Origin of the sequence: Acidithiobacillus sp. HP-2, assembly GCF_015100155.1 — a bacterium.
In the GTDB taxonomy this organism is placed as follows: Bacteria; Pseudomonadota; Gammaproteobacteria; order Acidithiobacillales; family Acidithiobacillaceae; genus Acidithiobacillus.
Genome location: NZ_JACKZA010000012.1, coordinates 1 through 24393, shown reverse-complemented (window position 1 = coordinate 24393; position 24393 = coordinate 1). Strand labels below are relative to the sequence as shown.

At 52.5% G+C, this 24393-nt stretch carries 22 protein-coding genes and 1 pseudogene; 11 read left to right on the top strand and 12 right to left on the bottom strand.

What is annotated here, in order from left to right; all coding sequences use genetic code 11:
- The first annotated feature begins 23 nt into the window (after positions 1–23).
- Both purM and purN read left to right on the top strand, forming a co-directional pair.
- A complete protein-coding gene (purM, locus tag H7F11_RS10705; protein ID WP_193649394.1) occupies positions 24–1061 on the top strand; it encodes a phosphoribosylformylglycinamidine cyclo-ligase in 1038 nt (345 codons plus the stop codon).
- A complete protein-coding gene (purN, locus tag H7F11_RS10700; RefSeq protein WP_193649395.1) occupies positions 1054–1713 on the top strand; it encodes a phosphoribosylglycinamide formyltransferase in 660 nt (219 codons plus the stop codon). Before purM ends, purN begins: the two co-directional genes overlap by 8 nt.
- Before the next feature lie 19 nt (positions 1714–1732).
- Here the strand turns inward: purN and H7F11_RS10695 are convergent, their stop codons facing one another.
- Together H7F11_RS10695 and H7F11_RS10690 are read right to left on the bottom strand one after the other, a co-directional pair.
- Positions 1733–2389, bottom strand: coding sequence for an SIMPL domain-containing protein (locus H7F11_RS10695; protein WP_193649396.1), 657 nt, complete (start codon positions 2387–2389; stop codon positions 1733–1735).
- Positions 2390–2458: 69 nt separating this feature from the next.
- Complete coding sequence (locus H7F11_RS10690) at positions 2459–3061, bottom strand: cytochrome b/b6 domain-containing protein (RefSeq protein WP_193649397.1); 603 nt, start codon at positions 3059–3061, stop codon at positions 2459–2461.
- Between the two features lie 189 nt (positions 3062–3250).
- On the opposite strand from H7F11_RS10690, the gene ppsA reads away from it, so the two are divergent.
- The 3 genes from ppsA (at position 3251) to H7F11_RS10675 (ending at position 8717) form a co-directional block, all read left to right on the top strand.
- On the top strand, positions 3251–5659 hold the full coding sequence (gene ppsA, locus H7F11_RS10685; RefSeq protein ID WP_193649398.1) for a phosphoenolpyruvate synthase: 2409 nt from the start codon (positions 3251–3253) through the stop codon (positions 5657–5659).
- Complete coding sequence (gene gpmI, locus H7F11_RS10680) at positions 5656–7179, top strand: 2,3-bisphosphoglycerate-independent phosphoglycerate mutase (RefSeq protein WP_193649399.1); 1524 nt, start codon at positions 5656–5658, stop codon at positions 7177–7179. The genes ppsA and gpmI overlap by 4 nt, the downstream gene beginning before the upstream one ends.
- 74 nt (positions 7180–7253) lie before the next feature.
- Positions 7254–8717 (top strand): MFS transporter, encoded by a 1464-nt coding sequence (locus H7F11_RS10675; RefSeq protein WP_319803328.1) that lies wholly within the window; start codon positions 7254–7256, stop codon positions 8715–8717.
- Between the two features lie 76 nt (positions 8718–8793).
- Here H7F11_RS10675 and H7F11_RS10670 read toward each other — a convergent pair whose 3' ends face one another.
- Entirely contained in the window at positions 8794–9183 is a 390-nt protein-coding gene (locus tag H7F11_RS10670) for a hypothetical protein (RefSeq protein ID WP_031569667.1), read from the bottom strand.
- Positions 9184–9186: 3 nt separating this feature from the next.
- Positions 9187–9609 (bottom strand): DUF423 domain-containing protein, encoded by a 423-nt coding sequence (locus tag H7F11_RS10665; RefSeq protein ID WP_193649401.1) that lies wholly within the window; start codon positions 9607–9609, stop codon positions 9187–9189.
- A 179-nt stretch (positions 9610–9788) separates the two neighbouring features.
- On the opposite strand from H7F11_RS10665, the gene H7F11_RS10660 reads away from it, so the two are divergent.
- Positions 9789–10832 carry a complex I NDUFA9 subunit family protein gene (locus H7F11_RS10660; protein WP_193649402.1) on the top strand — a complete coding sequence of 348 codons (1044 nt, stop codon included), beginning with the start codon at positions 9789–9791 and terminating at the stop codon, positions 10830–10832.
- A gap of 125 nt (positions 10833–10957) precedes the next feature.
- On the opposite strand, the gene H7F11_RS10655 is transcribed toward H7F11_RS10660, so the two are convergent.
- Genes H7F11_RS10655 through H7F11_RS10640 form a run of 4 tightly spaced genes read right to left on the bottom strand, consistent with a single transcriptional unit; the run spans position 10958 to position 15512 of the window.
- Positions 10958–11377 carry a tetratricopeptide repeat protein gene (locus tag H7F11_RS10655; protein WP_193649403.1) on the bottom strand — a complete coding sequence of 140 codons (420 nt, stop codon included), beginning with the start codon at positions 11375–11377 and terminating at the stop codon, positions 10958–10960.
- A 4-nt stretch (positions 11378–11381) separates the two neighbouring features.
- Complete coding sequence (gene mdoH / locus H7F11_RS10650) at positions 11382–13466, bottom strand: glucans biosynthesis glucosyltransferase MdoH (RefSeq protein ID WP_227485428.1); 2085 nt, start codon at positions 13464–13466, stop codon at positions 11382–11384.
- A 1-nt stretch (position 13467) separates the two neighbouring features.
- Positions 13468–13971, bottom strand: a complete 504-nt coding sequence (locus tag H7F11_RS10645; RefSeq protein ID WP_193649404.1) for a hypothetical protein — start codon at positions 13969–13971, stop codon at positions 13468–13470.
- Between the two features lie 5 nt (positions 13972–13976).
- Entirely contained in the window at positions 13977–15512 is a 1536-nt protein-coding gene (locus H7F11_RS10640; protein WP_193649405.1) for a glucan biosynthesis protein, read from the bottom strand.
- 356 nt (positions 15513–15868) lie between these two features.
- Here H7F11_RS10640 and H7F11_RS10635 point away from each other — a divergent pair, with 356 nt between their 5' ends.
- A complete protein-coding gene (locus H7F11_RS10635; protein WP_193649406.1) occupies positions 15869–17296 on the top strand; it encodes a dihydrolipoyl dehydrogenase family protein in 1428 nt (475 codons plus the stop codon).
- A gap of 23 nt (positions 17297–17319) precedes the next feature.
- Here the strand turns inward: H7F11_RS10635 and H7F11_RS10630 are convergent, their stop codons facing one another.
- The 3 genes from H7F11_RS10630 to H7F11_RS10620 are packed head-to-tail and all read right to left on the bottom strand — an operon-like array spanning position 17320 to position 19791.
- On the bottom strand, positions 17320–17793 hold the full coding sequence (locus tag H7F11_RS10630) for a CopD family protein (protein WP_193649407.1): 474 nt from the start codon (positions 17791–17793) through the stop codon (positions 17320–17322).
- Entirely contained in the window at positions 17790–18473 is a 684-nt protein-coding gene (locus H7F11_RS10625; RefSeq protein WP_193649408.1) for an alpha/beta hydrolase, read from the bottom strand. The genes H7F11_RS10630 and H7F11_RS10625 overlap by 4 nt, the downstream gene beginning before the upstream one ends.
- A complete protein-coding gene (locus H7F11_RS10620; protein WP_193649409.1) occupies positions 18460–19791 on the bottom strand; it encodes a sigma-54 interaction domain-containing protein in 1332 nt (443 codons plus the stop codon). The genes H7F11_RS10625 and H7F11_RS10620 overlap by 14 nt, the downstream gene beginning before the upstream one ends.
- Before the next feature lie 256 nt (positions 19792–20047).
- On the opposite strand from H7F11_RS10620, the gene H7F11_RS10615 reads away from it, so the two are divergent.
- From H7F11_RS10615 to H7F11_RS10600, 4 genes are read left to right on the top strand one after another with little or no spacing between them, the layout of a single operon-like run.
- Complete coding sequence (locus tag H7F11_RS10615; RefSeq protein ID WP_193649410.1) at positions 20048–20773, top strand: MBL fold metallo-hydrolase; 726 nt, start codon at positions 20048–20050, stop codon at positions 20771–20773.
- Positions 20774–20783: 10 nt separating this feature from the next.
- The gene (locus H7F11_RS10610; protein ID WP_193649411.1) at positions 20784–22418 is read left to right on the top strand and encodes a cytochrome ubiquinol oxidase subunit I; all 1635 of its coding nucleotides are present in this window, start codon (positions 20784–20786) and stop codon (positions 22416–22418) included.
- 12 nt (positions 22419–22430) lie between these two features.
- The gene (cydB, locus tag H7F11_RS10605) at positions 22431–23564 is read left to right on the top strand and encodes a cytochrome d ubiquinol oxidase subunit II (protein WP_193649412.1); all 1134 of its coding nucleotides are present in this window, start codon (positions 22431–22433) and stop codon (positions 23562–23564) included.
- A 15-nt stretch (positions 23565–23579) separates the two neighbouring features.
- Positions 23580–23783: a cytochrome bd oxidase small subunit, CydX/CbdX family gene (locus tag H7F11_RS10600; protein WP_075322673.1), complete on the top strand. Its 204-nt coding sequence runs from the start codon at positions 23580–23582 to the stop codon at positions 23781–23783.
- A 395-nt stretch (positions 23784–24178) separates the two neighbouring features.
- Here the strand turns inward: H7F11_RS10600 and H7F11_RS10595 are convergent.
- A pseudogene (locus H7F11_RS10595) lies at positions 24179–24393 on the bottom strand (hypothetical protein); the annotation flags it as partial.

Below are 24393 nucleotides of genomic sequence, written 5' to 3'. Positions count from 1 at the left end.
CGAAATTGACGGAGGAACTTGCTGTGGACAGCCCCAAACCGCTTAGCTATCGCAGTGCAGGAGTCAACATTGACGCAGGAAATGCGCTGGTTGACCGGATCAAGCCCCTCGCCCGCAGTACCCACCGCCCCGGAGTGCTTGGCGGTATTGGCGGCTTTGGTGGACTTTTTGAATTGCCCACCGGTTATCGCGAACCGGTACTGGTATCAGGAACCGATGGCGTCGGCACCAAATTGCTGCTGGCCCTGGAAGCCCAGCAGCATGATGGGATTGGCATTGATCTGGTAGCCATGTGTGTCAACGACATCCTGGTTTCCGGCGCTGAACCCCTCTGGTTTTTGGATTACTACGCCTGCGGACAACTGGACACGGCGATAGCCGAAGCCGTCATCACCGGAATTGCCGAAGGCTGCCGTCAGGCGGGCTGTGCCCTACTGGGCGGCGAAACCGCCGAAATGCCCGGTATGTACCCAGGCGGTCATTATGACCTGGCGGGCTTCGCGGTCGGCATCGTCGAAAAAAACGAAATATTGAGCAGTGATGCCTGTCAGGAAGGGGATGCCCTTATCGGCATCGCCTCATCCGGCGCCCACAGTAATGGCTACTCCCTCATCCGTGAAATCCTGGTCCGCAGTGGTGCTCATGCGCATATTCAGTTAAATGGCGAAGCCCTGGTCGAACTCCTGCTACGTCCCACCCGGATTTACGTGCAGGCAATCCAGAATCTGCGTAAGGTCGTCAGCGTTCATGCCCTCGCTCACATTACTGGCGGAGGACTCACCGAAAATCTGCCCCGCTCCCTGCCCGCCCAGCTGAGCGCCCACATCAACCCCCAAAGTTGGCAAATCCCTACGCTGTTTCAGTGGTTGCAGGAGCAAGGTCAAGTCAGTACCGAAGAAATGCGGCGGGTATTCAACCTCGGCATTGGCATGGTCGCCATCGTCCCCTGGGAATCCCGGCAAAACGCTCTGGAATCCCTGCAGGCCAGCGGGGAGCAAGCGTATGTCATTGGTCAGCTTGCCCTCCGTCAGACCGATAACGGGGTAGTTTTTCTTGACTAAAAAACTGGTGCTGCTGATTTCCGGTCGCGGCAGCAATTTACAAAGCATCCTGCGGGCCTGTCAGACCGGACAAATAGCCGATACAGAAATTGCCGCAGTCATCAGTAATCGGGCCGAAGCCCCAGGACTGATGGTGGCTCAGGCAGCAGGTATCCCCACCGAAGTCACAGACCATCGTGACTTTCCCAGTCGCGCCGAGTTTGATACTGCGCTGCAGCAGCAGATTGACCGCTACGCTCCGGATCTGGTAGTACTTGCCGGTTTCATGCGGCAACTGACAGATACTTTTGTGGAGCACTATCTGGGACGGCTGGTCAACATTCATCCTTCCCTGCTGCCCGCCTTTCCCGGTCTGCATACCCATGCCCGCGCCATCGCTCAGGGTGTCTGCTGGCACGGTGCCAGCGTCCATTTTGTCATCCCGGAACTGGACGCCGGCCCGGTCATCATTCAGGCTGCCGTACCTGTCCATACGGATGACGACCCAGCCAGGCTGGCGGCAAGAGTTCTTGCTGCCGAACACGAAATTTATCCCCGGGCATTGAACGCCGTTCTGAGCGGCTGGTGCAGCCTGAAGGAAGGCAGGGTGATTTGGTCAACACCTGTTCCTTCCTGCGCAGATACGGCCATCAATCCGGTTATTACAAGATAGTCATCGCCTAAAAAGCCCGTCACTGTCCATTCAGACAACGCACTGAACCGGAAACTTCCACAGACATCGCCGATTCACCGGGCGCACTGGCCACGGGAGCACGCGCCGCCATCATCAGCACTGGCCCGGGAGAACTGCGTAACGTATTAATCTGTACGGAATTCAGCACGCTTTGCGAATAACCAAAATCCTTGCAAAAGTTATTCGCACGCTGCTTAAAGCGCTGAATAGCCTGATGGGCTGCTGCTGTTGCAGCGCTTTCACGGGCACTTTCAGTAGGGGCAGCCTGCATGGAAACCAGCTCCAGACGGGATTGTAAATCTCCCAGAAGCTGATCCAGCCGGGAGGATTCTGGAGCGCTGACCTGCAAAGTCTGCTGTACGGTCCAGCCATCGGGCTTGCCATTCACATAATCACGTTGCGTGTGATAATTCATCGTCTGCGCCTGGACATGATCGGCTTTCCCCGCCTGCTGCAAGGCCCAACGCATTTTTGCGTTCACTTTTTGCGCCAACTCTGCAGCATTTGCCCCGGTGGCACTGGCCTGCAACTGCGCAACCATGAGCGTATTGGGCACATGATAAGTTTGTTGCACACTGAGATTTATTTCCTGGGCAGCCGTCCCCGCTGAAGCCAACAGCGAAACAGGTAATAAACCCAAGAGCAAAATTTTCATTGAATTTTTCATTCGGCTTCCCGCTCCATTCAGTGACTGCTTCATGCAGTCGTTTGGCAATCCTAACAACTAACCACCCAGACGAAAAATGTCGAGAATGCGATCGCGGCGCAGTAAATGCACAGCAAACATCCCCACATGCCCTAACCAATAGGCCCACACCAGATTCGACAGGGCTTTATGCAAAGGGATCAGATTTTGCAGCAAGACCCCTGGAGGTGTACCCCCCTGGGGTAGAAAGAAAAAAATTACCGTACCGGTAAGAGCCATCCAACTGACCAGAAGCAGACCGAGCCCATGGATCAGAGCTGCAAGTCCAGAAGCCGGGCCGGGAGATTGAAGTTTTCCGTGCAAAAGTAACCGAAGGTCATTAAAAACCGGTTGCCAGGGACCCATTAATGGAAAAAATTGCTGGCGTACCCGTGCTGAAGTGGCAATCCAGAGCCACTGCCAGAGCAGGAAAAGTGCAGTAGTCAAACCCACCCAGGCATGAAAGCTGAACAGTAACTGGGTGAAACTGGCATAATCTGCGTGTTGCCAATCGGGTGTCATCCCTAAGGAGGAAAACAGTTGAATGGTTACGCCGACAGCAATACCGGCGTGAAGCCAGCGTGCCTCGGGTGGCCACAGATTTTCCCTACCAGCGCCAGAGTCTGGGCTATTTCTTTTCAAAGATATAATTCCATAAGTTGCCATGCGTCAGACATGAAAACATAACCCACATCCATTTTAAGGACCTTCGCCATTGCGCCGGCAATCATACCAGAGTGCCTCCAATAAAAAGCAACAGCTTGTCCACAGCCATTTCCTTGACTATCTTTTATTCAGAGTGTTTACTCTGATTTATCTGGAGAAAATCTTATGACTGCGAAATACATACGTTTTTTTAATGAAATTCGCATAGAAGATGTGCCCTTGGTCGGTGGTAAAAACGCTTCTCTGGGAGAGATGTATCGCCAACTCACGCCGCAGGGAGTAAAAGTACCCAACGGCTTTGCCATTACCGGCGACGCCTATCACCATCTGCTGGATCAGGCCGGTGCCTGGCCAAAGCTGCATGAGGCACTGGACGGCCTCGACCCCGATAATGTTCGCGATCTGGCCAGACGGGGTGCCAAGGCTCGGGAAATCGTCTACAGCGCGCCCCTTCCCGAAGATTTGCAAACCGAAATTTTGGCCGCTTACGCCCAATTACGTCAGGAATACGGAGATACGCTGTCTTTGGCCGTGCGTTCTTCTGCCACCGCAGAAGACCTGCCAACGGCCAGTTTCGCTGGTCAGCAGGATACTTATCTGAACATTTCCGGAGAGGCCGCTTTGCTGGATGCCTGTCGGCGTTGCTTTGCCAGCCTGTTTACCGACCGGGCCATTCATTATCGCGTTGATCAGGGCTTTGATCATTTCAAGGTGGCCCTATCGATTGTCATCATGAAAATGGTGCGCTCCGATCTCGCCACCAGTGACGTCATGTTTTCGCTGGACACTGAAACCGGATTTAGAGATGCCGTCTTTATTACGGCATCCTGGGGTCTGGGTGAAAATGTCGTCCAGGGAACCGTCAATCCCGATGAATATTATGTCTTTAAACCCGCCTTCCAGAAGGGGAAAAAGGCAGTTTTGCGCAGGGTTCTCGGCAGCAAAAAAATCAAGATGATTTATACCGAGGGAGATACCCGCCACGGGACCCGCAATGTACCGACGCATCTCGATGAACAGGAACGCTTTTGTTTGAATGATGAGGATATATTCATCCTGGCCGATTACGCCATCAAAATTGAAAATCACTACAGCCAGAAAATGGGCGAAAGCCGACCCATGGATATGGAATGGGCAAAAGACGGTCTCGATGGTGCCATTTACATGGTTCAGGCACGACCGGAAACCGTTGCCTCGCAAAAGAAGGGACAAATTCTGGAGGAGTATATTCTGGGTGAACGCGGAAAATGTCTTGGCAGTGGCCGCGCCGTGGGCAGTAAAATTGCTGCCGGACCCGTCCGGATTATTCGTACTCTTGAACATCTCGCCGAGTTTCGCCCCGGTGAAATACTGGTAGCAGACACCACCACCCCAGATTGGGAGCCGGTCATGAAAAATGCAGCGGCGGTCATCACCAATCGCGGTGGACGTACCTGCCACGCTGCCATCATTGCCCGTGAACTGGGGATACCGGCGGTGGTCGGCGCAGAAACAACAGCCACCGAAATACTGCACGACGGTGAGCCGGTCACGGTTTCCTGTGCGCAAGGCGATATGGGCAATATATATGCGGGTCAATTGCCGTTTACTGTTCAGCATACCGATCTGGCCGCACTTCCCCGACCCAAAACCAAAATCATGATCAATCTGGGCAACCCGGAAATTGCTTTCCAGACGGCCAATCTCCCCAGCGATGGTATTGGTCTGGCGCGGATGGAATTCATCATCAGCAATACCATCAAGGCGCACCCCATGGCTTTGCTCTACCCGGAAAAGGTCAAAGACCCGCAGGAGCGTCTGGCCCTGGCGAAGCTCACCCAAGGCTACACGCAGCCCCAGGATTTTTTTGTGGAACGGCTATCAGAGGGCGTCGGCACCCTGGCTGCTGCTTTTTATCCCAAACCGGTAGTGGTCCGTATGTCTGATTTCAAAAGCAACGAATATGCCTCATTGCTTGGGGGTCGCTGCTTCGAACCCGAGGAAGACAACCCCATGCTGGGCTTTCGCGGCGCTTCCCGCTATGCACATCCAGCGTACAAAGAAGGTTTTCATCTGGAATGCCTGGCCATGAAAAGAGTGCGCGAAACCATGGGCCTGGATAATGTCATTTTGATGCTGCCTTTTGTACGCCGCGTGCAGGAAGCCGACGACGTTCTTGCGCAAATGGCAGAATTTGGCCTGAAGCGCGGCGAAAATGGTCTGAAAATTTACGCCATGTGCGAAGTCCCCAACAACGTGCTTTTAATTGATGCTTTTGCCCAACGCTTTGACGGATTCTCCATTGGCAGTAATGATCTCACCCAACTCACTCTCGGGGTTGATCGGGATTCGGAAATTGTCGCCTTTGACTACGACGAGCGCGACGAAGGCGTGAAAACCATGATCCGCCTCGCCGTGGATGGCTGTAAACGGCATGGTATCCACTCTGGAATTTGTGGTCAGGCGCCTTCAGACTATCCGGAAATGGCTGAGTTTCTGGTCGATATTGGCATTGAATCCATGAGCCTCAACCCCGATTCCGTACTGAAAACCACCCTGCATGTTCTGGAACTGGAAAAGCGAGAAACCCATTGACCATTCAACCCGTGCTGTTAGTCATTTTTGATGGTTTCGGCCTGAACCCCAATCGGGCCTACAACGGCTGGGCCCAAGCCCATACGCCACATCTGGATCATTATTTTGCCAGTTATCCCCATACCGCCCTGCAGGCATCCGGGCGGGCTGTGGGTCTGCCCGATGGACAATTTGGGAACTCGGAAGTCGGTCATTTGACACTGGGCTCTGGGCGCATACTACTTCAGGACATGGTGCGCATATCGGCCAGTCTGGCTGATGGCAGCTTTTCCAGCATTCAGAATTGGCAAAATATTTTACAAAATATCCGGTGCCTGCATCTGGTCGGGATGGTCTCCGATGGCGGTGTGCATTCTCATATTGACCATTTGCTGGAGATTCTCCCTCTGGTGGTACAGGCGGGTGTAGAACCGATTATCCACATGATTACGGATGGGCGGGACACCGCCCCGCAATGTGCAGATGTTTTCGTCCAGATTCTGGAAAAGCGCCTGCAAGAACTGGGCAGCGGCAAAATTGCCAGCGTCTGTGGCCGCTATACCGCCATGGATCGTGCCAGTCATTGGGATCGCACCAAAAAAGCCTGGGCCGCCTTGCTGAAAGGTGAGGGACTTCAGTCAGCAAACGCCCTATCGGCTGTTCAGGAAGCCTGGCGACGCGGGGAAGGAGATGAATTTATTCAACCCACCGTCATCGGCAAGCCCCAGGAAAACCGGATTGCCGCCGATGAACCCGTATTCTTTTTCAACTTTCGCTCTGACCGCATGCGGCAACTGAGCGCCGCCGTGGCCATGCCCGAATTTGAACATTTTGATCGCAGTTCAGAAAAGGCCAGAACCGCCCTTTGCATGACTTCTTACAATGACGACTACCCCTTTCCGGTCCTGTTCCCGCCGGAAATCCCGGCAAAAGTCTTGGCGGAAGTCATCAGTGACGCTGGTCTGCAACAATTCCACTGCGCAGAAACGGAAAAATATGCGCATGTCACCTATTTTTTCAATGGTGGCCGCGAAGAGCCCTTTACGGGAGAAGATCGAGAAATTATTCCGTCTCCACAGGTAGCCACCTATGATCTCCAGCCGGAAATGAGTGCGGCCAAAGTCGCAGATCGTATCATTGCAGCACTCGAAAGCGACCAATATCACTTTGTTATTGTCAATTTTGCCAATGGTGACATGGTCGGTCATACCGCCAAAATCCCGGCCATTCTCCGTGCGGTAGAAACGCTTGATCTCCAATTTCATCGGATTACTCAGGTAGCGCTTCAGCACGGTTTCAAAATCATCCTCACGGCTGATCACGGCAATTGCGATGAAATGGTGGATCCAGTGAGCGGTGAACCCCATACCCAACACACGGTCTATCCCGTACCCATGCTCCTGATGGGTCACGGAGGCGCAAAGTTGGGAATTGGCCGGGGTACCGCTGATATTGCGCCAACCATTCTTGATCTCATGGGACTTTCCCAGCCCTCTGAAATGACGGGGAAAAGTCTGATTCTCCGGGACAAGCTGCGTTGAATCCAGATCCAACAGCCGACATCCACGCAAGCACAGCCAATACTGTTAGATTAAAAAAAACCGCTGCACCACTTGTGGAAAATGCGCACACTATTCATCCTGATCATGCCGCAATGACCGCCATACTCGACAACAGCCCGATGTTACCCATCCACTATCGGATTTGGGCCTTGTCTACGGGGGGCACTTTATTGAGTGGGGTTTCCATGTTTTTGCTGGGTGTCACCCTGCCACTGGTAATCCCCCACTTTCACATGCCTGCCAGTAGTGTCGGCATGGTGGCTGCCATGCTCATGGGGGGAACCGTCATCGGTGCCCTGTTGGGCGGACATATTGCCGATCGTTGGGGGCGCAAACCGGTCATGATCAGCGATATGATTTTGTTGATTATTGCCGCCACATTAGCGGCACTTGCGCCCAATGCCACCATTCTGACCCAGGCAGAGCTGTTGCTCGGCATCGGTGTCGGCATGGATTTTCCGGTTGCCAGCAGCTATCTGGCAGAATTCATGCCCCAGGGACGCCGGGGCAGAATGATGGCCGCCTCCATCGCTATCCAGTCCGTCGGCATGTTGGCGGGCGTCGCCTTGGCCATTCTCCTGCTGCAGAATGCCCGGACTGGCGATGATACCTGGCGTTGGTTACTGGCCGCAGAAATTCTGGTAGTGCTTCCCTATCTGATCGGACGCCTGAGTTTGCCGGAAAGTGTACGCTGGTGCATGGGCCATGGCCGCAATGCTCAGGCTGTAAAAATTCTTACCCGCTTTGCCCCGGACAAAAAAAGCCAATTACTGCAGATTGCCCAACGCCTGGGTAGAAAACATCATCATGTTGCCAAAATTCTGCCTGGTCATCATTTGGGTATCGCCACCTTATTTGCGCCGGAATATCGTCGGCGAACCCTGCTGGTGACTCTCCCCTGGTTTTTTATGGACGTTGCCACCTATGGAATAGGTTTGTTCACCACCATTCTGCTTGGCAGTCTGCGTACAAATCTGCCCGGATTAAGCTCCACATTAGGGAAGGATCTCAGCAACGCCCTGGATAGTGGCAAGGTAGACCTGTTCCTGTTGCTGGGTTCACTGCTGTCGCTCTGGGCAGTTCCAAAACTGGGGCGCATTCATATGCAACTTACCGGTTTTGTGGGCATGATTACCGGAATGGGACTACTGCTCAGTGCTGCGCAGCAGCATACGGGGAATGAAATCAGCCAATATTACCTGATCCTCGCTGGCTTCATGCTCTTCAATTTGTTCATGACCATGGGTCCTAATGCCACCACCTTCATTTTGCCCACAGAAATGTATCCTACTCAGATACGCGCATTCGGGTCCGGATTTGCCGCTGCAGTCGCCAAAATAGGCGCCACAATCAGCGTATTTTTACTACCACTCATTCAGGCAAACTGGGGACTTTCAGCCGTGTTGCTGCTCATGATTCTGGTGAGCCTGCTCGGCCTGGGAATGACCTGGACCTTTCGGGTCCAGGGCCACGGTAAAACTCTCGAAGAACATCATGGTCCGGAAGTACCACAATAGCCTCACGCACCCAAACCTGAATACGGCAGTTGGTACGGGAGCTTTGTCGCGACTTTGGCCCGCGCCCTGCTGATTCCTATTCCCGTCGCATTTCCACCCGGCGTTGCCAGGCCAGAACGGCGTCAACCACTTCCTGATCAAAGTCACGGCTTTCATGCTCCTTGATCAATTTGCGGACCCATTCTACCTGGCTACTGATTTCAAAAGTTTTCTGTATATCTGCAAAATACGGATCATTTTCGAGGTAACAGTTTTCCTGCAAAGTACTCCGCTTTATTTTCATCGGCTTAGCCAATTCTGATTGACAAATAACCAGTTTGGAGCGAATTTCAGTGACGGTATATTTTTGAACCCCTTTAATGGTGCCACTATAAGGTACATGTTCGACGACCCAGAATACGTCACCGATTTCAGCGTCCGCAAAATCCAGTTGTTTATGATAAGCGTCATTTTTGGCAATAAGCATACATTACTCCTTCACTTGCATGGATGCCCGCCAGAGGCCGACAGCGAGAAGCAACCAGGCGACAATCCATGCTGTGCCTCCCAAAGGGGCAAAAATTGCCCAGAATGACTGGCCAGTAATGACCAGCAAATACAGCCCCCCGCTGAAAAAAAGCACACCCAGAGCCATCAACAGCGCCGAAGCACAAAGCAGCCTTCTTTTACCCCATAATCGAATCAAAATACCCAGCTGAACCAAGCCTAGCGCATTATAAATCTGAAAACGCACGGCAATATCGTAAACATGCAAACTCTGCCTGCTCACCTGCCCAGCGACCAGATGGTCACCAGCCGCACCGGCAATAATAGCCAGCCCCACCAGCAAAGCACCTAACGCAGAAATTTGTCCGCCCCTGCGCGCACCATTTTGATTACTGCATTCCGCCATTCCTTTCTCCTCGATTCTGTACGTCGCAGTTTCCGGGCATGTCCTGCCCAACTGCCACATTCAGGCAGATATGTTTCTCTTATAGCCTACCTTCATGCCCTGATTCAAACTTTCTTCAGCATCGGGGCAGGCTAGCTGTGCTATGCTCTGGCTGATAATTTGCGGAGGAGTATAAGCTCATGGCAACACATAAAATCTGTATTCTTGGTGGCACGGGTTTTGTCGGCCGACATCTGGCGGAGCGTCTCAGTCAGGATGGGCACCAGATTCGCATTCTGACCCGCAATCGGGAGCGTAACCGCGAAAACCTGCTGGTTCTGCCACAGGTAGAGGTTGTTGAATGTAATGTGCATGACCCAATTGCGCTGGAGCAACAACTGGAAGGACGGGATGTAGTCATCAACCTGGTGGGCATCCTTAACGAAAACCGCCCGGGTCGCAGCGACTATCCGCCCGAGCGTCACGGTGATTTTGAAAAAAACCATATTGAGCTCCCCCGCCTGGTCGCTAATCTTTGTGGACATCTGGGTATTCCACGACTCCTGCATATGAGCGCCCTCGGTGCCAACCCCATTGCCCCCAGTGCCTACCTGCGTTCCAAAGGCATCGGTGAAGAAATTATCCGTCAGTCTGGAGAAAACAGCGCCAAAAACGGCCATTTCAATTATCTGAATGGTCCGAAATTACTCTGGGGGCGCGGTCTTAAAGTGACTTCATTTCGTCCTTCCATCATATTTGGCGAGGGGGACAGTTTTTTCAATCGCTTTGCCCAACTGCTGCGCAAAATCCCTTTCTTTTTGCCCATGGCCGGCACTCAGGCGAAAATGCAGCCCGTGTGGATTGAAGATGTGGTCAGTGCTTTCGTACAATCTATAGATAATGAAAAAACCTATGGCAAAGCCTATGATCTTTGCGGCCCCAAGGTATATGCCCTGGGCGAGCTGATCGCCTATACCCAAAGTCTGATTGGTACGCATCGCAAGGTGATTGCCCTCTGTCCCCTGTTGGGTAACCTGCAGGCAGGAATCATGGAAAAACTGCCCGGCAAAGTGCTCACCCGCGATAATTTGAAGTCATTGTCCATAGATAATATTTCCAGCAAAAAGGATTTGCAGGAAGTATTTAATATTCAGCCAACAGCCATTGAAAGTATCGTACCGACTTATCTGGGCGGCAAAGGTCAGCATACCGAACGCTTATCAGCAATCCGTAACCGCCGCTAAAACTGCAGCAAATAACCCATCCCCGACGGGCTTGGATGCTTTCTGACGGGCGAGGGACTTTGTCAGGGGCGATCAGGCTGCCAGCTTAAGCCACTGAAGCTCCTGGTATATTTGCCGTTTTCAGCTTAGTGGGTTGCGGCTCCCTGGTCGCCTTGCCCAAATTTTTCAATGAGCTCCTCAGCGAGCTCACTGGAGACTTCGCCAAGAATCGCCGTCATCCCAGCCTGGGCACGCGTATCTCCCTGCGCTGCGGCGAGACTGAACAACTCGTAAGCGCAGGATAAATCCTTGCGCAGCCCCTGGCCTTGATAAAACAGCAAGCCCAGATTGAATTGCGCCGGTGCATCATTCTGGTCTGCCGCCGCACTGTACCAGCGCGCAGCCTCCTGGTAATCCTGAGGAACCTCAGACCCTTCGGCGTATTTCACGCCCATATTGAACTGGGCCACAGGATCTCCGGCCTGGGCACGGGCGCGGAGATCATCCAGATCATTGCGGATGCCAGCCAGAGCCATGAGATCAAGGGTTTCACCATTTTTTGCCATGGGGTTATTGTCCTGCCTGATTGATCAGATCCTGATCGTCACTCTCCACACCCCAAGCCGTCAAGCGTTCCCGGTCATTCATGGACCAGACGGCACGATGTAGAGACAGCATGGAGTTACGATCACTCAAGAGAATATTGCGCTCGCGATTGCTGAGTTGCTGCGGGCCTTGTTCCAGAGCCTTGTGGCAAAGACTGGCGGCACGAGGCCATAATCCGGTGCGATTGCGCTGCAAGGCGCTGTGAATGGCATTAAAGCGGGGATCTACCACAACCTGCACAAAAGCATCACCCTCAATGTGTGGGAGATAGGCGACACTGTCACTATCCAGTGACTGCAATTCTTCCGGGACGATGACCTCCTCGGGAATCACAAACAGGTGCTGCTGGCGTGCCCAGCGTCCCAGTCCAGGGCGACTGGTCCATGCGCCCAAAGGCACGGCGGCGACCAGGCCACCCAAAATTGGAACCAACCAGACAAAATGCCAGAATCCCAAAAAGGGGTACAGGGCTACTGCCAGCACCAACCCCAGCGCCGAGCACCAGCCAAAAAAACGCAGGGCTACTGACCATCTGGTTTCCTGGTCACCACGCACCTGAGCCCCCCAACGTACGCCCTTCCCCATGAGGGTTTGAATGACAAACTGACTATGAAATGCCATCCGGATAGGGGCCATCAAAACCGAAAACAAACTCTCAACCAGCATGCTCAGAATGAGATGAAATAATCCTCCAAATTGCTGGCGGCGACCAGGCTGACGGGCTACCCAAAGAACCGCCATCCACTTGGGCGAAAGCAGTAAAACTGCCGTCACTCCAAACAACCAGAACGGCAAAGGATCAATGTTACTTCCCCAATAAAAAGGGGTGACCGTATCATCATTCCCTCCACCAGCCCAATGCAGTGAACCCAACGCGCCAAGAATCAAAAACAGTCCCCAGAGCGGTGCCGCCAGAAAAGACATAGCCCCGTTGATGAACAGGAAGCGGTGGGCAGAACGCAAGCCTTCCCCGGCCAATAAAAGCAGATGTTGCAGATTGCCCTGCGCCCAGCGCCTATCCCGTTTCAAATCATCTATCAGGGTGGGGGGAACTTCTTCATAACTACCTGTCAGAGTGGGTACAAACCACACTTCCCAGCCATTTCTGGCCATCAGTGCCGCTTCGACAAAATCGTGACTGAGTAAGGGTCCACCCAGAGGGGGCCGACCGGGTAATACGGGCAAGGCGCAATATTCGGTGAACGGTGCAGTTCGTAAAATGGCATTATGACCAATGTAATGTCCGTCACCCAACTGCCAGAAACGCAATCCGGCGCTGAAAATCGGGCCATACAGATGCTGCGCAAATTGTTGCAGACGGGCATACAAGGTTTCCCGATTGACGGCCACAGGTTGGGTCTGAATGATACCCACCTGCGGATTTCCTTCCATCATTTCCAACATGCGATAGAGGGTTTCACCGTTCATGACGCTATCAGCGTCCAGCACGACCATATATTCGTAAGCACGACCCCAGCGTCTGCAAAAATCAGCGACATTGCCACTTTTGGCCTTATTGTTTACCGGACGCCGTCGATAATGAATTTTGCCAAAAGCATCCAGAGACTCACAAAGCGCCGACCAGACCAGTTCTTCCCGTAACCAAATATCAGGATTGCGGGTATCACTGAGCAGAAAAAATTCAAAATGGCCCAAGGCACCAGCCCGCTGCAAGGATTTGAAAGTGGCCTGTAGCCCGGCAGCCACCCGCTCCACTTCTTCATTATAAATGGGCATGAGGATCGCCACTTTATTCTGCGGGAGGGGCTCAGCCAGGCGGAGTTCGGGACTACCGGGGGAGGTATCAGTGCGCCCGCTCATCAGCAGTATAAAGCCAACCAGCGCCGTCCAGAAGCCTGCAGAAATCCAGGCAAACAACATGGAAAATATGATGAGGGTAGGTATTTCCAGCCAGAGCGATAAGCGATCAGCAAGAACCTGATCCAACATCAGGCCCGCACTACAGGCCGGCAAAATAATAAAGGCACTTAACCAGTAACGTCGGTACCGGCTGATGGTTTCCCACTGCCGGGCCATAGCCCGTGCCAATTCAGACTTCTCCGGTCAGAATACGGCGACTCGTCAATACCTTGCTGCGGCTAAACAATGTCTGCCACAGGCGCGATGCGGCAGCCAGCCAGGAACGATTCATGGGAAGAGAGGCCATGTTGCTGCGCTGAATGGCAGGCGCTACCTGCTGCTGTAGCCAACGGCATGACCGGGCATCCTGGGCCGCATTTGCAGTCATGCGCAGGGAAAGATCGAGACGGGCATCCAGTTCATCCCCATTACCCAAAGTTGCCAGTGCCTGATGCAGGCTGGCAAAAGCCCGGGCATAAAGCGCATCCTGATGGGTTTCCACGCCCTGCAATTGGCTGATGACCTGACCACGTATCCACAAACGCTGGGCATCAGTTAACGCCAGGCGCGCCAAATACCGCTCCATACGAACAAGAACGGGTGCGCTATTTGCGACGACCAGGGCCTCTGCTGTACAACCTGCCAGCCACTCACCCGCAGGATTGACGCTGTAGCTTGATTCATCTTTAAACATTACACCTACTCCTTTGCCGCATGAAGAAGATAAGTCCAGGTATTGGTCATAACCTGCTTATCGAGGGTTAAATAACAACGCACATTACTGGGTGAGGCCGTTTGCGGCTGTATGACCGCAATCACCCGCCAAAAATGATCCTTAGCATCCCATTCCAGCTTTTGGCTCAAAATCTGAGCCTCATTTTCAGCCGTGAGATGGGCTTTAACAGGCATATTCCCAGGTAATTTCGTCAGAGCACCACCGCCAAAATCAATAACGACAGTACGCGCTCCGGCAGTTTTCGGGTCATCGCCAAGATAGGTTCCGACGGGATGTGCCAAAGGAATCAGGCCATGATTATCCAGAAAGAAACGCAAGTTGTAGGCAAAATGCAGGGGCGTTTTCGGAGCCGGTTCCTGATCCGGAACCCAGAAAACATCGATATTGTCCATGTCCCGGTTATTGGTGGGCAGCTCAACGAGGCGCACCTGACCCTTCCCCCAGTCTCCTACCGGTTGCACCCAAACACTGGGACGGCGCTGGTATTGGGTTTCAATACCCTGATAAGCAGAAAAATCACGATCTTCCTGAATCAGACCGAAGCCTACCGGGTGATCCATGCTGTAAGTCGTAGTCTGAATCTGCAGGGGATTATCAATGGGGCGGGTCAACCATTCACCATTACCATTGGCCATGACCAGATCACTGGAATCATGCTGGGCGGGATGCCAGTCGCCGGCGGTAATCCCACGACCATGACCGTGCCAGTACATGCTGGTCAAAGGCGCGAGTTCAAGCACCTGTACGGGTTTACGCAAATAGATGGTGGCCTGCACCTGTACCGTCGTACTGTCACCGGTCTGGATGGTGAAGCGATAGGCCCCCGTGGCTACTGGACTGTCCATAAGCGCATAAACCACCATATCCTGCGCACCGGCCTGCGGCTTTTCCAGCCATATCTCTTTGAAATAAGCGAATATTTCTCCAGACGGTTGGGCCGTATCAATACCCAGACCGCGTGCTGAAGTACCATAAACGGCATGTTTACCCACCGCACGAAAGTACGTTGCGCCCAGAAAGGAAATAAATTCATTATAGTTCGGCGGTGTGTTCAGAGGCGCTAACAAGCGGAATCCGGCATAACCCAGGTCACTCGGCAGATCAGCGGGGACCTTTAAATTACCAAAACTGAAGTCCCCGAGATTAAAGGGGATGGGACGCACCTTGCCATTGATCACTTCACGAATGACTTCCGGCTGATGAAACCAGGAACCGGGCAGATAAAATTGTGCCTGAAAAGGCGTATTCTCGTTCTGCCACAAAGGTCTCGTGTCCTGAATCTGGCTGTACTGTTCAGGGCTTAGATTTTTGAGGTAGGAAGGAATCGGCAAAGGCTTGGGATTATAATGCGCATTTACCAGTGCCTGGGCCTTGGACTCTACGGTCTGCATGTTAAAATCATCCGCCGATGCCGCAATGCTGAAGGCCCAACCTGTCAGGCTGAGCAGAATGGCAGAAGCAAGCTTCAAGGAGGAATGATTACGAGATAAATGGTTCATGAAGATGCTTAAGCAATTCTCGTACCAAAATATTAACTATATGTTTATATTTTATTTTTTTTGAATAACATGTTCTTTTTGTCGCCTCTGCCCGACGCAACATGACGAAGCCAGCCATAAAAAATGCTATGAAAAATACTGCCGTTCATCAATAATTTTGCAGATAAAACATAACCTATTGAAAGTATTAATTTGTCGCAATTTTCTGTTAAGCTGATGCAACTTTGCGTGACGCCAAATCGGAACCATAACAAAAATCATCTCGTCGCCGAAAAACAACAGGAAATTTTATCACCGTTAAATGCTTCATAAACCACTTTTAAAAAATTTTTCAACTGAATGATAAGGATGGACTTATGAGTGATTATCAAGTAGACATCACCATTATTGGCAGCGGGCCAGGCGGCTATCGTGCGGCAGTTCTGGCGGCTTTACGTGGCCAAAAAGTGGCGATTATTGAAAGTGCTACCTGGGGCGGAACCTGCCTCAATCGTGGTTGCGTTCCCAAAAAGGATTGGCACGAAACCGCCAAATGGATTGAACAAAGCCGACATTTTGCCAAACGCGGTGTCATCGGCACTGACCTGAAAGGAGACATGGCTCAAGCCTGGGAACACCAGCACCAGGTAGTCGAGTCCGTTCGCAACAGTTATGTGGATTACCTCAAACGTCTGGGGGTGCAACTGTTGGCAGGAACCGGCAGCTTTGTAGATGCCCGGCATATTAGCGTTGATAGTCCAACTGGCAGCAGCCAGATACAAACCCGGTACACAATTATTGCAACGGGATCCACCCCTGCCCTTCCCGAGGGCATCCAGACCATTCCTGGAAAAGTGCTCACCAGCGACATGCTTTATGACGACGGAGCTCCGGCGGGCAAGCGCGTTATACTGATTGGCGGCGGCGTAATCGGCACAGAGTTTGCATATATTTTTGATCAGCTGGATAAAGACGTGCAATGGCTGGTGAACTCCGCCTCACTGGCCCATACCCAATTTTCACCACAAGCCAAGGATACCCTGAAAGCCGCCCTCAACGCCTTGGATATTAAGGCCGTAGAGCATTTTCGCGTAGCACGCATTGCCGAGGATGATCAGGGCGTGACGGTTTTTGCAGAAGACGGGCAATCCGTACAGGGCGACTGGGTACTATTGGCAACCGGGCGTAAGGCTTTCACCCAGGGCCTGGGTCTGGAAAATACGGCTGTGGAACTTGATGAAAAAGGCTTTGTACAAGCAGATGAACACCTGGAAACCGCAGAACCGGGTATTTTTGCCCTTGGGGATGTAGTGGGCCCGATCATGAATGCCAATCAGGCTCTGAGCGACGCCCAAATCATCATTCACAACCTGCTCAGTGAAGAAAAACTGGAGCGGAATCCAGCCTGGGTACCGGAACTGGTTTATTCAGCGGTAGAGCTGGCGCGCATTGGCCTGGATGATGACACAGCAGAAGACCAAGGTTATGAACCAGCCGTAGGCTTCGCGGCGTTTGAAACCTCGCCAAGGGCATTGGGTCAGGATGACACAGCAGGTTTCGTGCGACTGCTCGCTGATATGGATAGTGGTGAGTTATTGGGCGGCGAAATTATTGGCCGGGATGCTGGAGAACTGATTCATCTGCTCGCCAACAGTGGCGATCGCCAAGAAGCGCTGCGCCGTATTGCCGAAATACGTGTCAACCATCCATCCCGCGCCGAAGAACTGGTCAACGCCACCGAAACACTGGCAGCCCGCTGGGGACTGGAAGAACAGATTTTTGGATCTGCGGAGTCATCTGATTAGGCTTCATAAATCACCAATTATCATCAGGGCGTGCCAAACACGCCCCATATACCCACCAGAATGACCATGAAGGACAGCACAAGATTGGTGCTGGCCAGCATTCGGACTTGACCCAAGGCCCTGGAACCCGCCTGCCAGTCCTGATCGCGCACTGCCCGGCGCAAGCGTTTGAGTGGCGCAAAATAAGTATGCAGAACAATCATCACCATGATCGTACCCAAAACCACCATGATCCATTCGGGGATGGCAAGAGCGGCAAATCCTCCGTAGAACACGAACACCATGCTGTAACCAGTCAGCAATAACAGGAAAGCCGCGAGTAACATCCAGAAAAAGAAACGACGCAGCAACACATGCATCAAGGCAATACGCGTACTGTTCTGCGTGATTTCTTTTTTCAGGGTCGGGGCCAGCACCATCGTCACAAAAAACAGGCCGCCAATCCAGACAATCACCGCGAGTATATGTACAAACTGCTCAATCCAGAGGGTATTCATGATTTTTTCAAATTTCCTTGCATGACCATGCTGTCCAAAAACTTCCGTGCGTCCACGAGCTCTTCCGCACAAATGCTATGATCCATGGAATATATATGGGTACTGAGAGCGTACCCCAGGGATTCCATTATGTCGCGGGCAATTTCCATATATTCCAGAGGCAGAACGACATCGGAACGACCATGCCCCCAGAAAATCGGAGTCGCCTGAGCGGCCTGAGGAAGCGTCTGGCGAAGCGGTAAATAGGCGCTGAAAGCCAGCACAGCTGCCGCCTGGCAAGCGTAATGAAACGCCAAATAAAGCGCCATCGCCCCGCCCTGGGAAAACCCGCCCAGTATCAAGGGTTGGTTACCCGCTTTCTGCTGCTCATGATCCATCAGTGAAGTGAGGCGAGTCGCCATTTGCTCCATACCTGCTGCATCTTCGCCAGAATCCCGACCCAGCCCATAAATATCATACCAGGCCCGCATTGGCCGCCCGCCATTGAGGGTGACCGGACGTACTGGTGCGTCAGGGAGAACCCAGCGAAACTGTTTTTCCGGATCCACAAAGTCTGCGAGAGGGGCAAGGTCTTCTTTGGATGCGCCCAGGCCATGCATCAACATAATGCAGGGGGCCTCTTGCTGCGCTGCGGCTCGGATCCACAAGCCTTCGGGCCAGATATTTTCATTCAAGACCATGTGCTTCCTTCAAGGCATCCAGCTTACGATAAAGGGTGCGCTCACTGACACCCAGCCGGGCGGCCAGACTGCGTCGATCCCCGCCAAAAGCACTCCGCGCCCATCGTAAATACTGGGCCTCCAGATCAGCCAAGGGAACAATGGCATCCACGCCGGAAATTTTGGCATGATTATCCTGTTTGGGCGGCGTGCCTTGCTCTTGCAGGGCCAGGGGCAGATGCTGGGGGAGTATCCAATGTTCATCGGCCATCAGCGCCGCGCGTTCAAGAATGTTGCGCAACTCGCGGATGTTGCCCGGAAAAGTGTATTGACCCAGCAACTGTAGGGTATCAGCGTGCAGTTGCAGCCCCTTGGCTGCCGGGATGCGCTGCAAAATGGCTGCAGCCAGCAAGGGAATATCATCCAGACGATCCCGCAACGCCGGTAAAGCAATGGGGAACGTGTTGATGCGATAATAAAGATCCTGACGGAAACGCTCCTCTGCGACCATTTTTTCCAGATGACGGTGCGTTGCTGAAATCAGTCGAAACCGGGAACGAATCGGTTCACCCCCCCCTACCCTGCGAAACGTGCCGGTTTCCAGAAGCCGCAACAATTTCACCTGCAGGTTAAGGGGAATGTCGCCCACTTCATCCAGAAACAAAGTCCCCCCATTGGCCGCTTCCACCAAACCGGTTTTTCGGGAATAGGCACCCGTAAATGCGCCTTTTTCATGACCAAACAATTCACTTTCAAAAAGCGTTTCCGGCAAACCGGAGCAATCGACAGTGATGAAGGGTCCGTGACTGAGATGACTAGCCTGGTGTACCGCCGCTGCAGCCAGTTCCTTGCCAGTTCCGGATTCGCCCAGCAAGAGGACTGCCGCATCGCCGGGAGCTACCCGTCGAATCAGGCGCACCACCTCTCGCCAGGCCTCCGATTGGCCGACCATAGCCGGTGTCGCATGCGTTGCGTCTGCGGAGGTCACATTCAGCAGTTCGAGAAAATAAACAACTTCGGCGCGCTCATTACGAATGGGGTACAAATCAATCTGGGTATTTCCCGAGGCATGGGTATGAATTACATGTTGATCCAGCCCTGATTGCTGGCAGGTATCCAGAGGACAGTGGTTGCCACTTTGCTGGCAGGAAAAACCGGCTTCAGCGAGGATTTCCGCGCAACGCCGACCCTGGAGCGGTTTGCCATCTCCGAAAGCTCGCCGGTAGGCCTGATTGGCGGCCAAGACTGTGTAGTCCCCGCACAAAAGCACTGCTGGCGTACTAAAGCAGTCCAGTAGTGAAGTCATTTCCGGTCGTAATTGCTTCAGTAAATCGGTCACGAATCCCCCCACTACGCTACCTGAGCACTGACGATTGTAGCAGTCTCTGCCAGATCGTCCATGCCATTTTTGACAGTTTACCGGGGCAAGCTTATTGGACTGACGTATCTATAAAATTAACTGTAATCACAGAATAATGAATAACACAATGAATTGATGATGTTTTTTATAAAAAAGATATCAACATACAAAATCCTGAAAATGGCACAGAGTTTGCTGATGCTCTGCTGTCCGGCAGCAAACAACGGTGACGAAGATGATATTCAGACAATTGTGTCATTCCCCGAAAGGCGAACTCAGTTATTTACTGGGTGATCCTGTTACCCGAGAAGCCGTCATTATCGATCCCGTACCTGCGCTGATGGAAAATCTCGAACTCTTTGTTCAGGAGCGTGGGCTAATTCTTAAATACATATTGCAGACCCACCATGATGCCGAACAGATGCGGATCGCAGAGTACCTGAAAACGGCTACCGGAGCGCGGGTGCTGGCCCATGAAAGCAATACCCACAGTCAGATTGATCTGCGTTTGCGCCATGGCGATCACCTTTATTTTGGAGAAGAAAGCCTGCAGGTTTTACATACTCCCGGACAAAGTCCCTGCGCACTGACTTATTTTTGGGGAGATCGCCTGTTTACTGGAAAAACCTTATTGGTCAACAGCACCCTGCCTTGCCCCAGCAGCGATGATGCGCGAATTTTATATCAAAGCATTACCCAACGGTTAATGACATTTCCAGGGGAAACCCTGATCTACCCAGGTCTCGAAACCAAGGGACGACGCCTGACCAGCATCGAAGAAGTCCGCCGCAAAGACAACTGGTTCCATAACCAGAATGGACATCGGGAAATTTTTCAAAAGTACTCCCGCCTGTTCATCAATAGCACCAGCAAAAACAGTAACGCAGTAAAAAAACCCGGATCACCTGATGAAGAGGTGCACCGTTACACGCCGGAGCGAAGCAATCCGGTTTCTTTGTAGGAGGATGTTCATGGATATGTTAATCAATCCCACAGTGGTCGAGCTGTCGCGTCTGCAGTTTGCGCTGACCGCCCTGTATCACTTTCTGTTTGTACCCCTGACTCTGGGCCTGACATTTCTGCTGGCCACCATGGAGTCAGTTTATGTCATCACGGGGAAACCCATTTACAAGGAAATGACCCAGTTCTGGGGCAAGCTTTTTGCCATCAATTTTGCATTGGGTGTGGCCACGGGCCTGACCATGGAATTTGAGTTTGGTACCAACTGGTCCATGTACTCCCATTTCGTCGGAGATATTTTTGGTACGCCTCTGGCTATTGAAGGCCTGATGGCGTTTTTCATGGAATCCACCTTTGTGGGCATCATGTTTTTTGGCTGGGACCGGATCAGTGCCAAGGCCCATCTGGTCGTTACCTATCTGGTAGCGCTGGGCTCCAACCTTTCCGCATTGTGGATTCTGATCGCCAATGGCTTCATGCAGGACCCCAGAGGCGGAACCTTTGATCCCAATACCATGCGCCTGGAATTCAGCAGCTTTGTCCAGTTGATTTTTAATGAAGACGCTCAGGCAAAATTTGTCCATACCTCCATCGCCGGTTTTGTGACCGGATCCATGTTTGTCATGGGGATCAGTGCCTTCTATCTGCTCACCAACAAGCGCAAGGATATTGCCCTGCGTTCATTTCGTATTGCTGCCGTTTTCGGAGTGATTTCCACCATTGGTGTGGTGACTCTGGGCGATGCACTGGGCTTCATTGACGCCAAGGCTCAACCCATGAAAGTGGCGGCCATGGAAGCCATCTGGAATACAGACTACAACACGGCATCTGCACCCTGGAATCTGATTGCTTTCCCGGATAAGGCTGCAGGTAAAAACCTTTTTGAAATTGGTGTTCCCTATGTGCTGACGCCTCTGCTTACCCACTCGGAGGACACCGTCATCCCCGGTATTCATCAATTGGTGGATGAAGCCAAGCCCAAAGTAGTTAATGGCATCAAGGCCATGGTTGCCCTGAAAGAATATAATCATGACCACAGTAACGTGCAGGCTTTGGCGACCTTCAAACAGTATCAGACAGACATGGGCTATGGCTTTCTGGCCATGCAGTACGCCCCTGATCAGGACCTGAAAAAGGTGGATGCCAGCAATCTCGCCAGCGTCGTGGACAAAACGGCTCACGAAACGGTTCCCAATGTCTGGGTAGAATTTTGGGCATTCCGTATCATGGTGGCTTTCGGCTTTATCATGCTCGCCATTTTTGCATTTGCCGCCTATTTCAGCCTCAAAAATGAGGTGGAAAAGCATCCCCTGCTCCTGAAAGTCGCCTTATGGAGTATTCCATTACCCTGGTTTGCCTGTGAATTTGGATGGATTACGGCAGAAAATGGTCGGCAACCCTGGACGGTTTACAATATGTTGCCCACCTTTGTGTCAGCTTCCAGTCACAGCGTCGGCTACATGATTTTCTCCCTGATCGGTTTTGTACTGCTTTACAGCTCGTTCATCGCTGCAGAAATGTACCTGATGTTCAAATACGCGCGTCTTGGCCCGCAAGCCAGTCATCATGGTCATGACCAGGCTCCTGCTGGGGGTGGTATGGCCGGTCAGCCCGCTTTTGCCAAGCCCAGCCTCGCCAAGAAATAAGGAGTCAACACAATGGATCTCTATATTGGACTTAAACTGTTGTGGTGGGTGCTGCTCGGCGTCCTGCTCATGGGCCTTGCCATCATGGTGGGCATGGACATGGGTGTCGGTACCCTGCTGCGCTTCGTCGGTAAAAATGATGGCGAACGCCGCCAGGCCCTGAATGTGGTGGGTCCCCATTGGGACGGTAATCAGGTCTGGTTTATTCTGGGCGGGGGGGCCATTTTTGCGGCTTGGCCGACCCTGTACGCCACTTCTTTCTCGGTTTTTTACATTGTCATGATCCTGCTGCTGTTCAGCATGATTTTGCGTCCGGTGGCTTTTGAATATCGCTCAAAAGTGGCCGCCAGCAAGTGGCGGGATTCCTGGGACTGGGTTTTTCTGATTTCCGGCTTTTTGCCCATGTTTGTCTACGGGGCAGCTATTGGTAATATTCTCGAAGGCGTCGGCTTTCATTTCGGCTGGGATGGTCAGTATTACCAGACGGAGTCCTTTATCTGGTATCTGTTGAACCCCTTTGCCATTCTGAGCGGCTTATTGGCGGTCAGCATGTCGGTATATCAGGGCGGGGCCATGCTGATGCTGCGCGGTACTGACCCCGTTGCTTCCCGCGCCCGGAATTACGCCAGCACCGCAGGGATCATTGCCATTGCGCTGTTTATCATTGGTGGCTTCATGATTTCCGGTATGACGGGGTATAGCCTCATCAGCGGGGATCCGGGAATGCCCGCCAACGCCGTCAGCGGTCAGGTGGTGCATGCGGTTTCTGGCGCCTGGCTGGATAATTATGCAGCACAACCCATTTTGTGGATTGTCCCGTTGCTGGCCATTGCCGGGATGTTGTTCGGTGCGTTGATGTTACGCGCCAACAAACCCATCCTCGGCTGGTGGCTGGGAGCCATTGCCTGGATTGGCATTTTAGGCACGGTTGCAGCTTCCATGTTCCCGTTCCTGATGCCTTCGTCTGAAAATCTCAACCAGAGTCTGACTGTCTGGAATGCTTCAGGCAGTCGTTACAACCTGATCTGGATGACCATTTTCACCGCCATTTTCGTGCCCACAATTTTGGCTTATACCACATGGTGTTTTCGGGTCATGCGCGGCAAGGTCAACCCGCCCAACCCCGCCGATGACCATGCTTATTAAGGGAGCAACCCAGTCATGAAAAATCTTTTCACTTTTGTCGGGATGGCCCTCATCATGGCGTTATCCCTGTTTCTGGCAGTCATCACTGGTGACTATGGCCCCTGGTATTTCGCCTGGTTGGTGGGTACGACCATGATTGTGCTGATCGCCGTCGCCGGTGCGGTCATGTATGAAAAACAGGATGCGGAAAGTCAGGGCAAAACCGGACGCTTACATTAAAGGAGTAAGACCATGCATCTGGAAGACTATATTTTCTTTTTACCCATTGTGTATTTTTTCATTACCGTTATCGCGTATTTTTATACACGCAAGCGGTTCTGAGTCGAGTCTGTGACCGGGACGTCCCGGTCAAAAAAGCCCGGTTTATCCGGGTTTTTTTTTGTAGAAGAGCAGATCAGAAACTAAAAACGGCAGTTGCCATAGGTGCTTTGCAGCGACTTTTGTCCTGCGCCGTTGTTGTTCTTGGCGAAATCCAGCGCCCGTCAGGAGAGCTGTTTGAGCCCGCAGGGCGAGTTCTCTCCTGACAGCAGGATGAGCCTTAATGTGAAAGAGATGGGATTACGGGCACAGAAGTCCCTGGCCTGTGAGGACCATTTGACGGGATCTGAAAGCGGTTATGCCGGATCGGGCAGGAATCCGAACTTGATCAGCTTTTTAATCCAGCGTGCGGCATTACGTTGTACGCTCAAGGCTTCATAATCGGTGGCGGCGTCCCGGTAATATGTGCCGCGAGAGAGCATGAAGTAGATGATGCGCAGCATTTTGTGGGCCAATGCGGGTACGGTGAATCCGGGTAAATAATCCCGACAACTCCAGCGCAGTATTACTG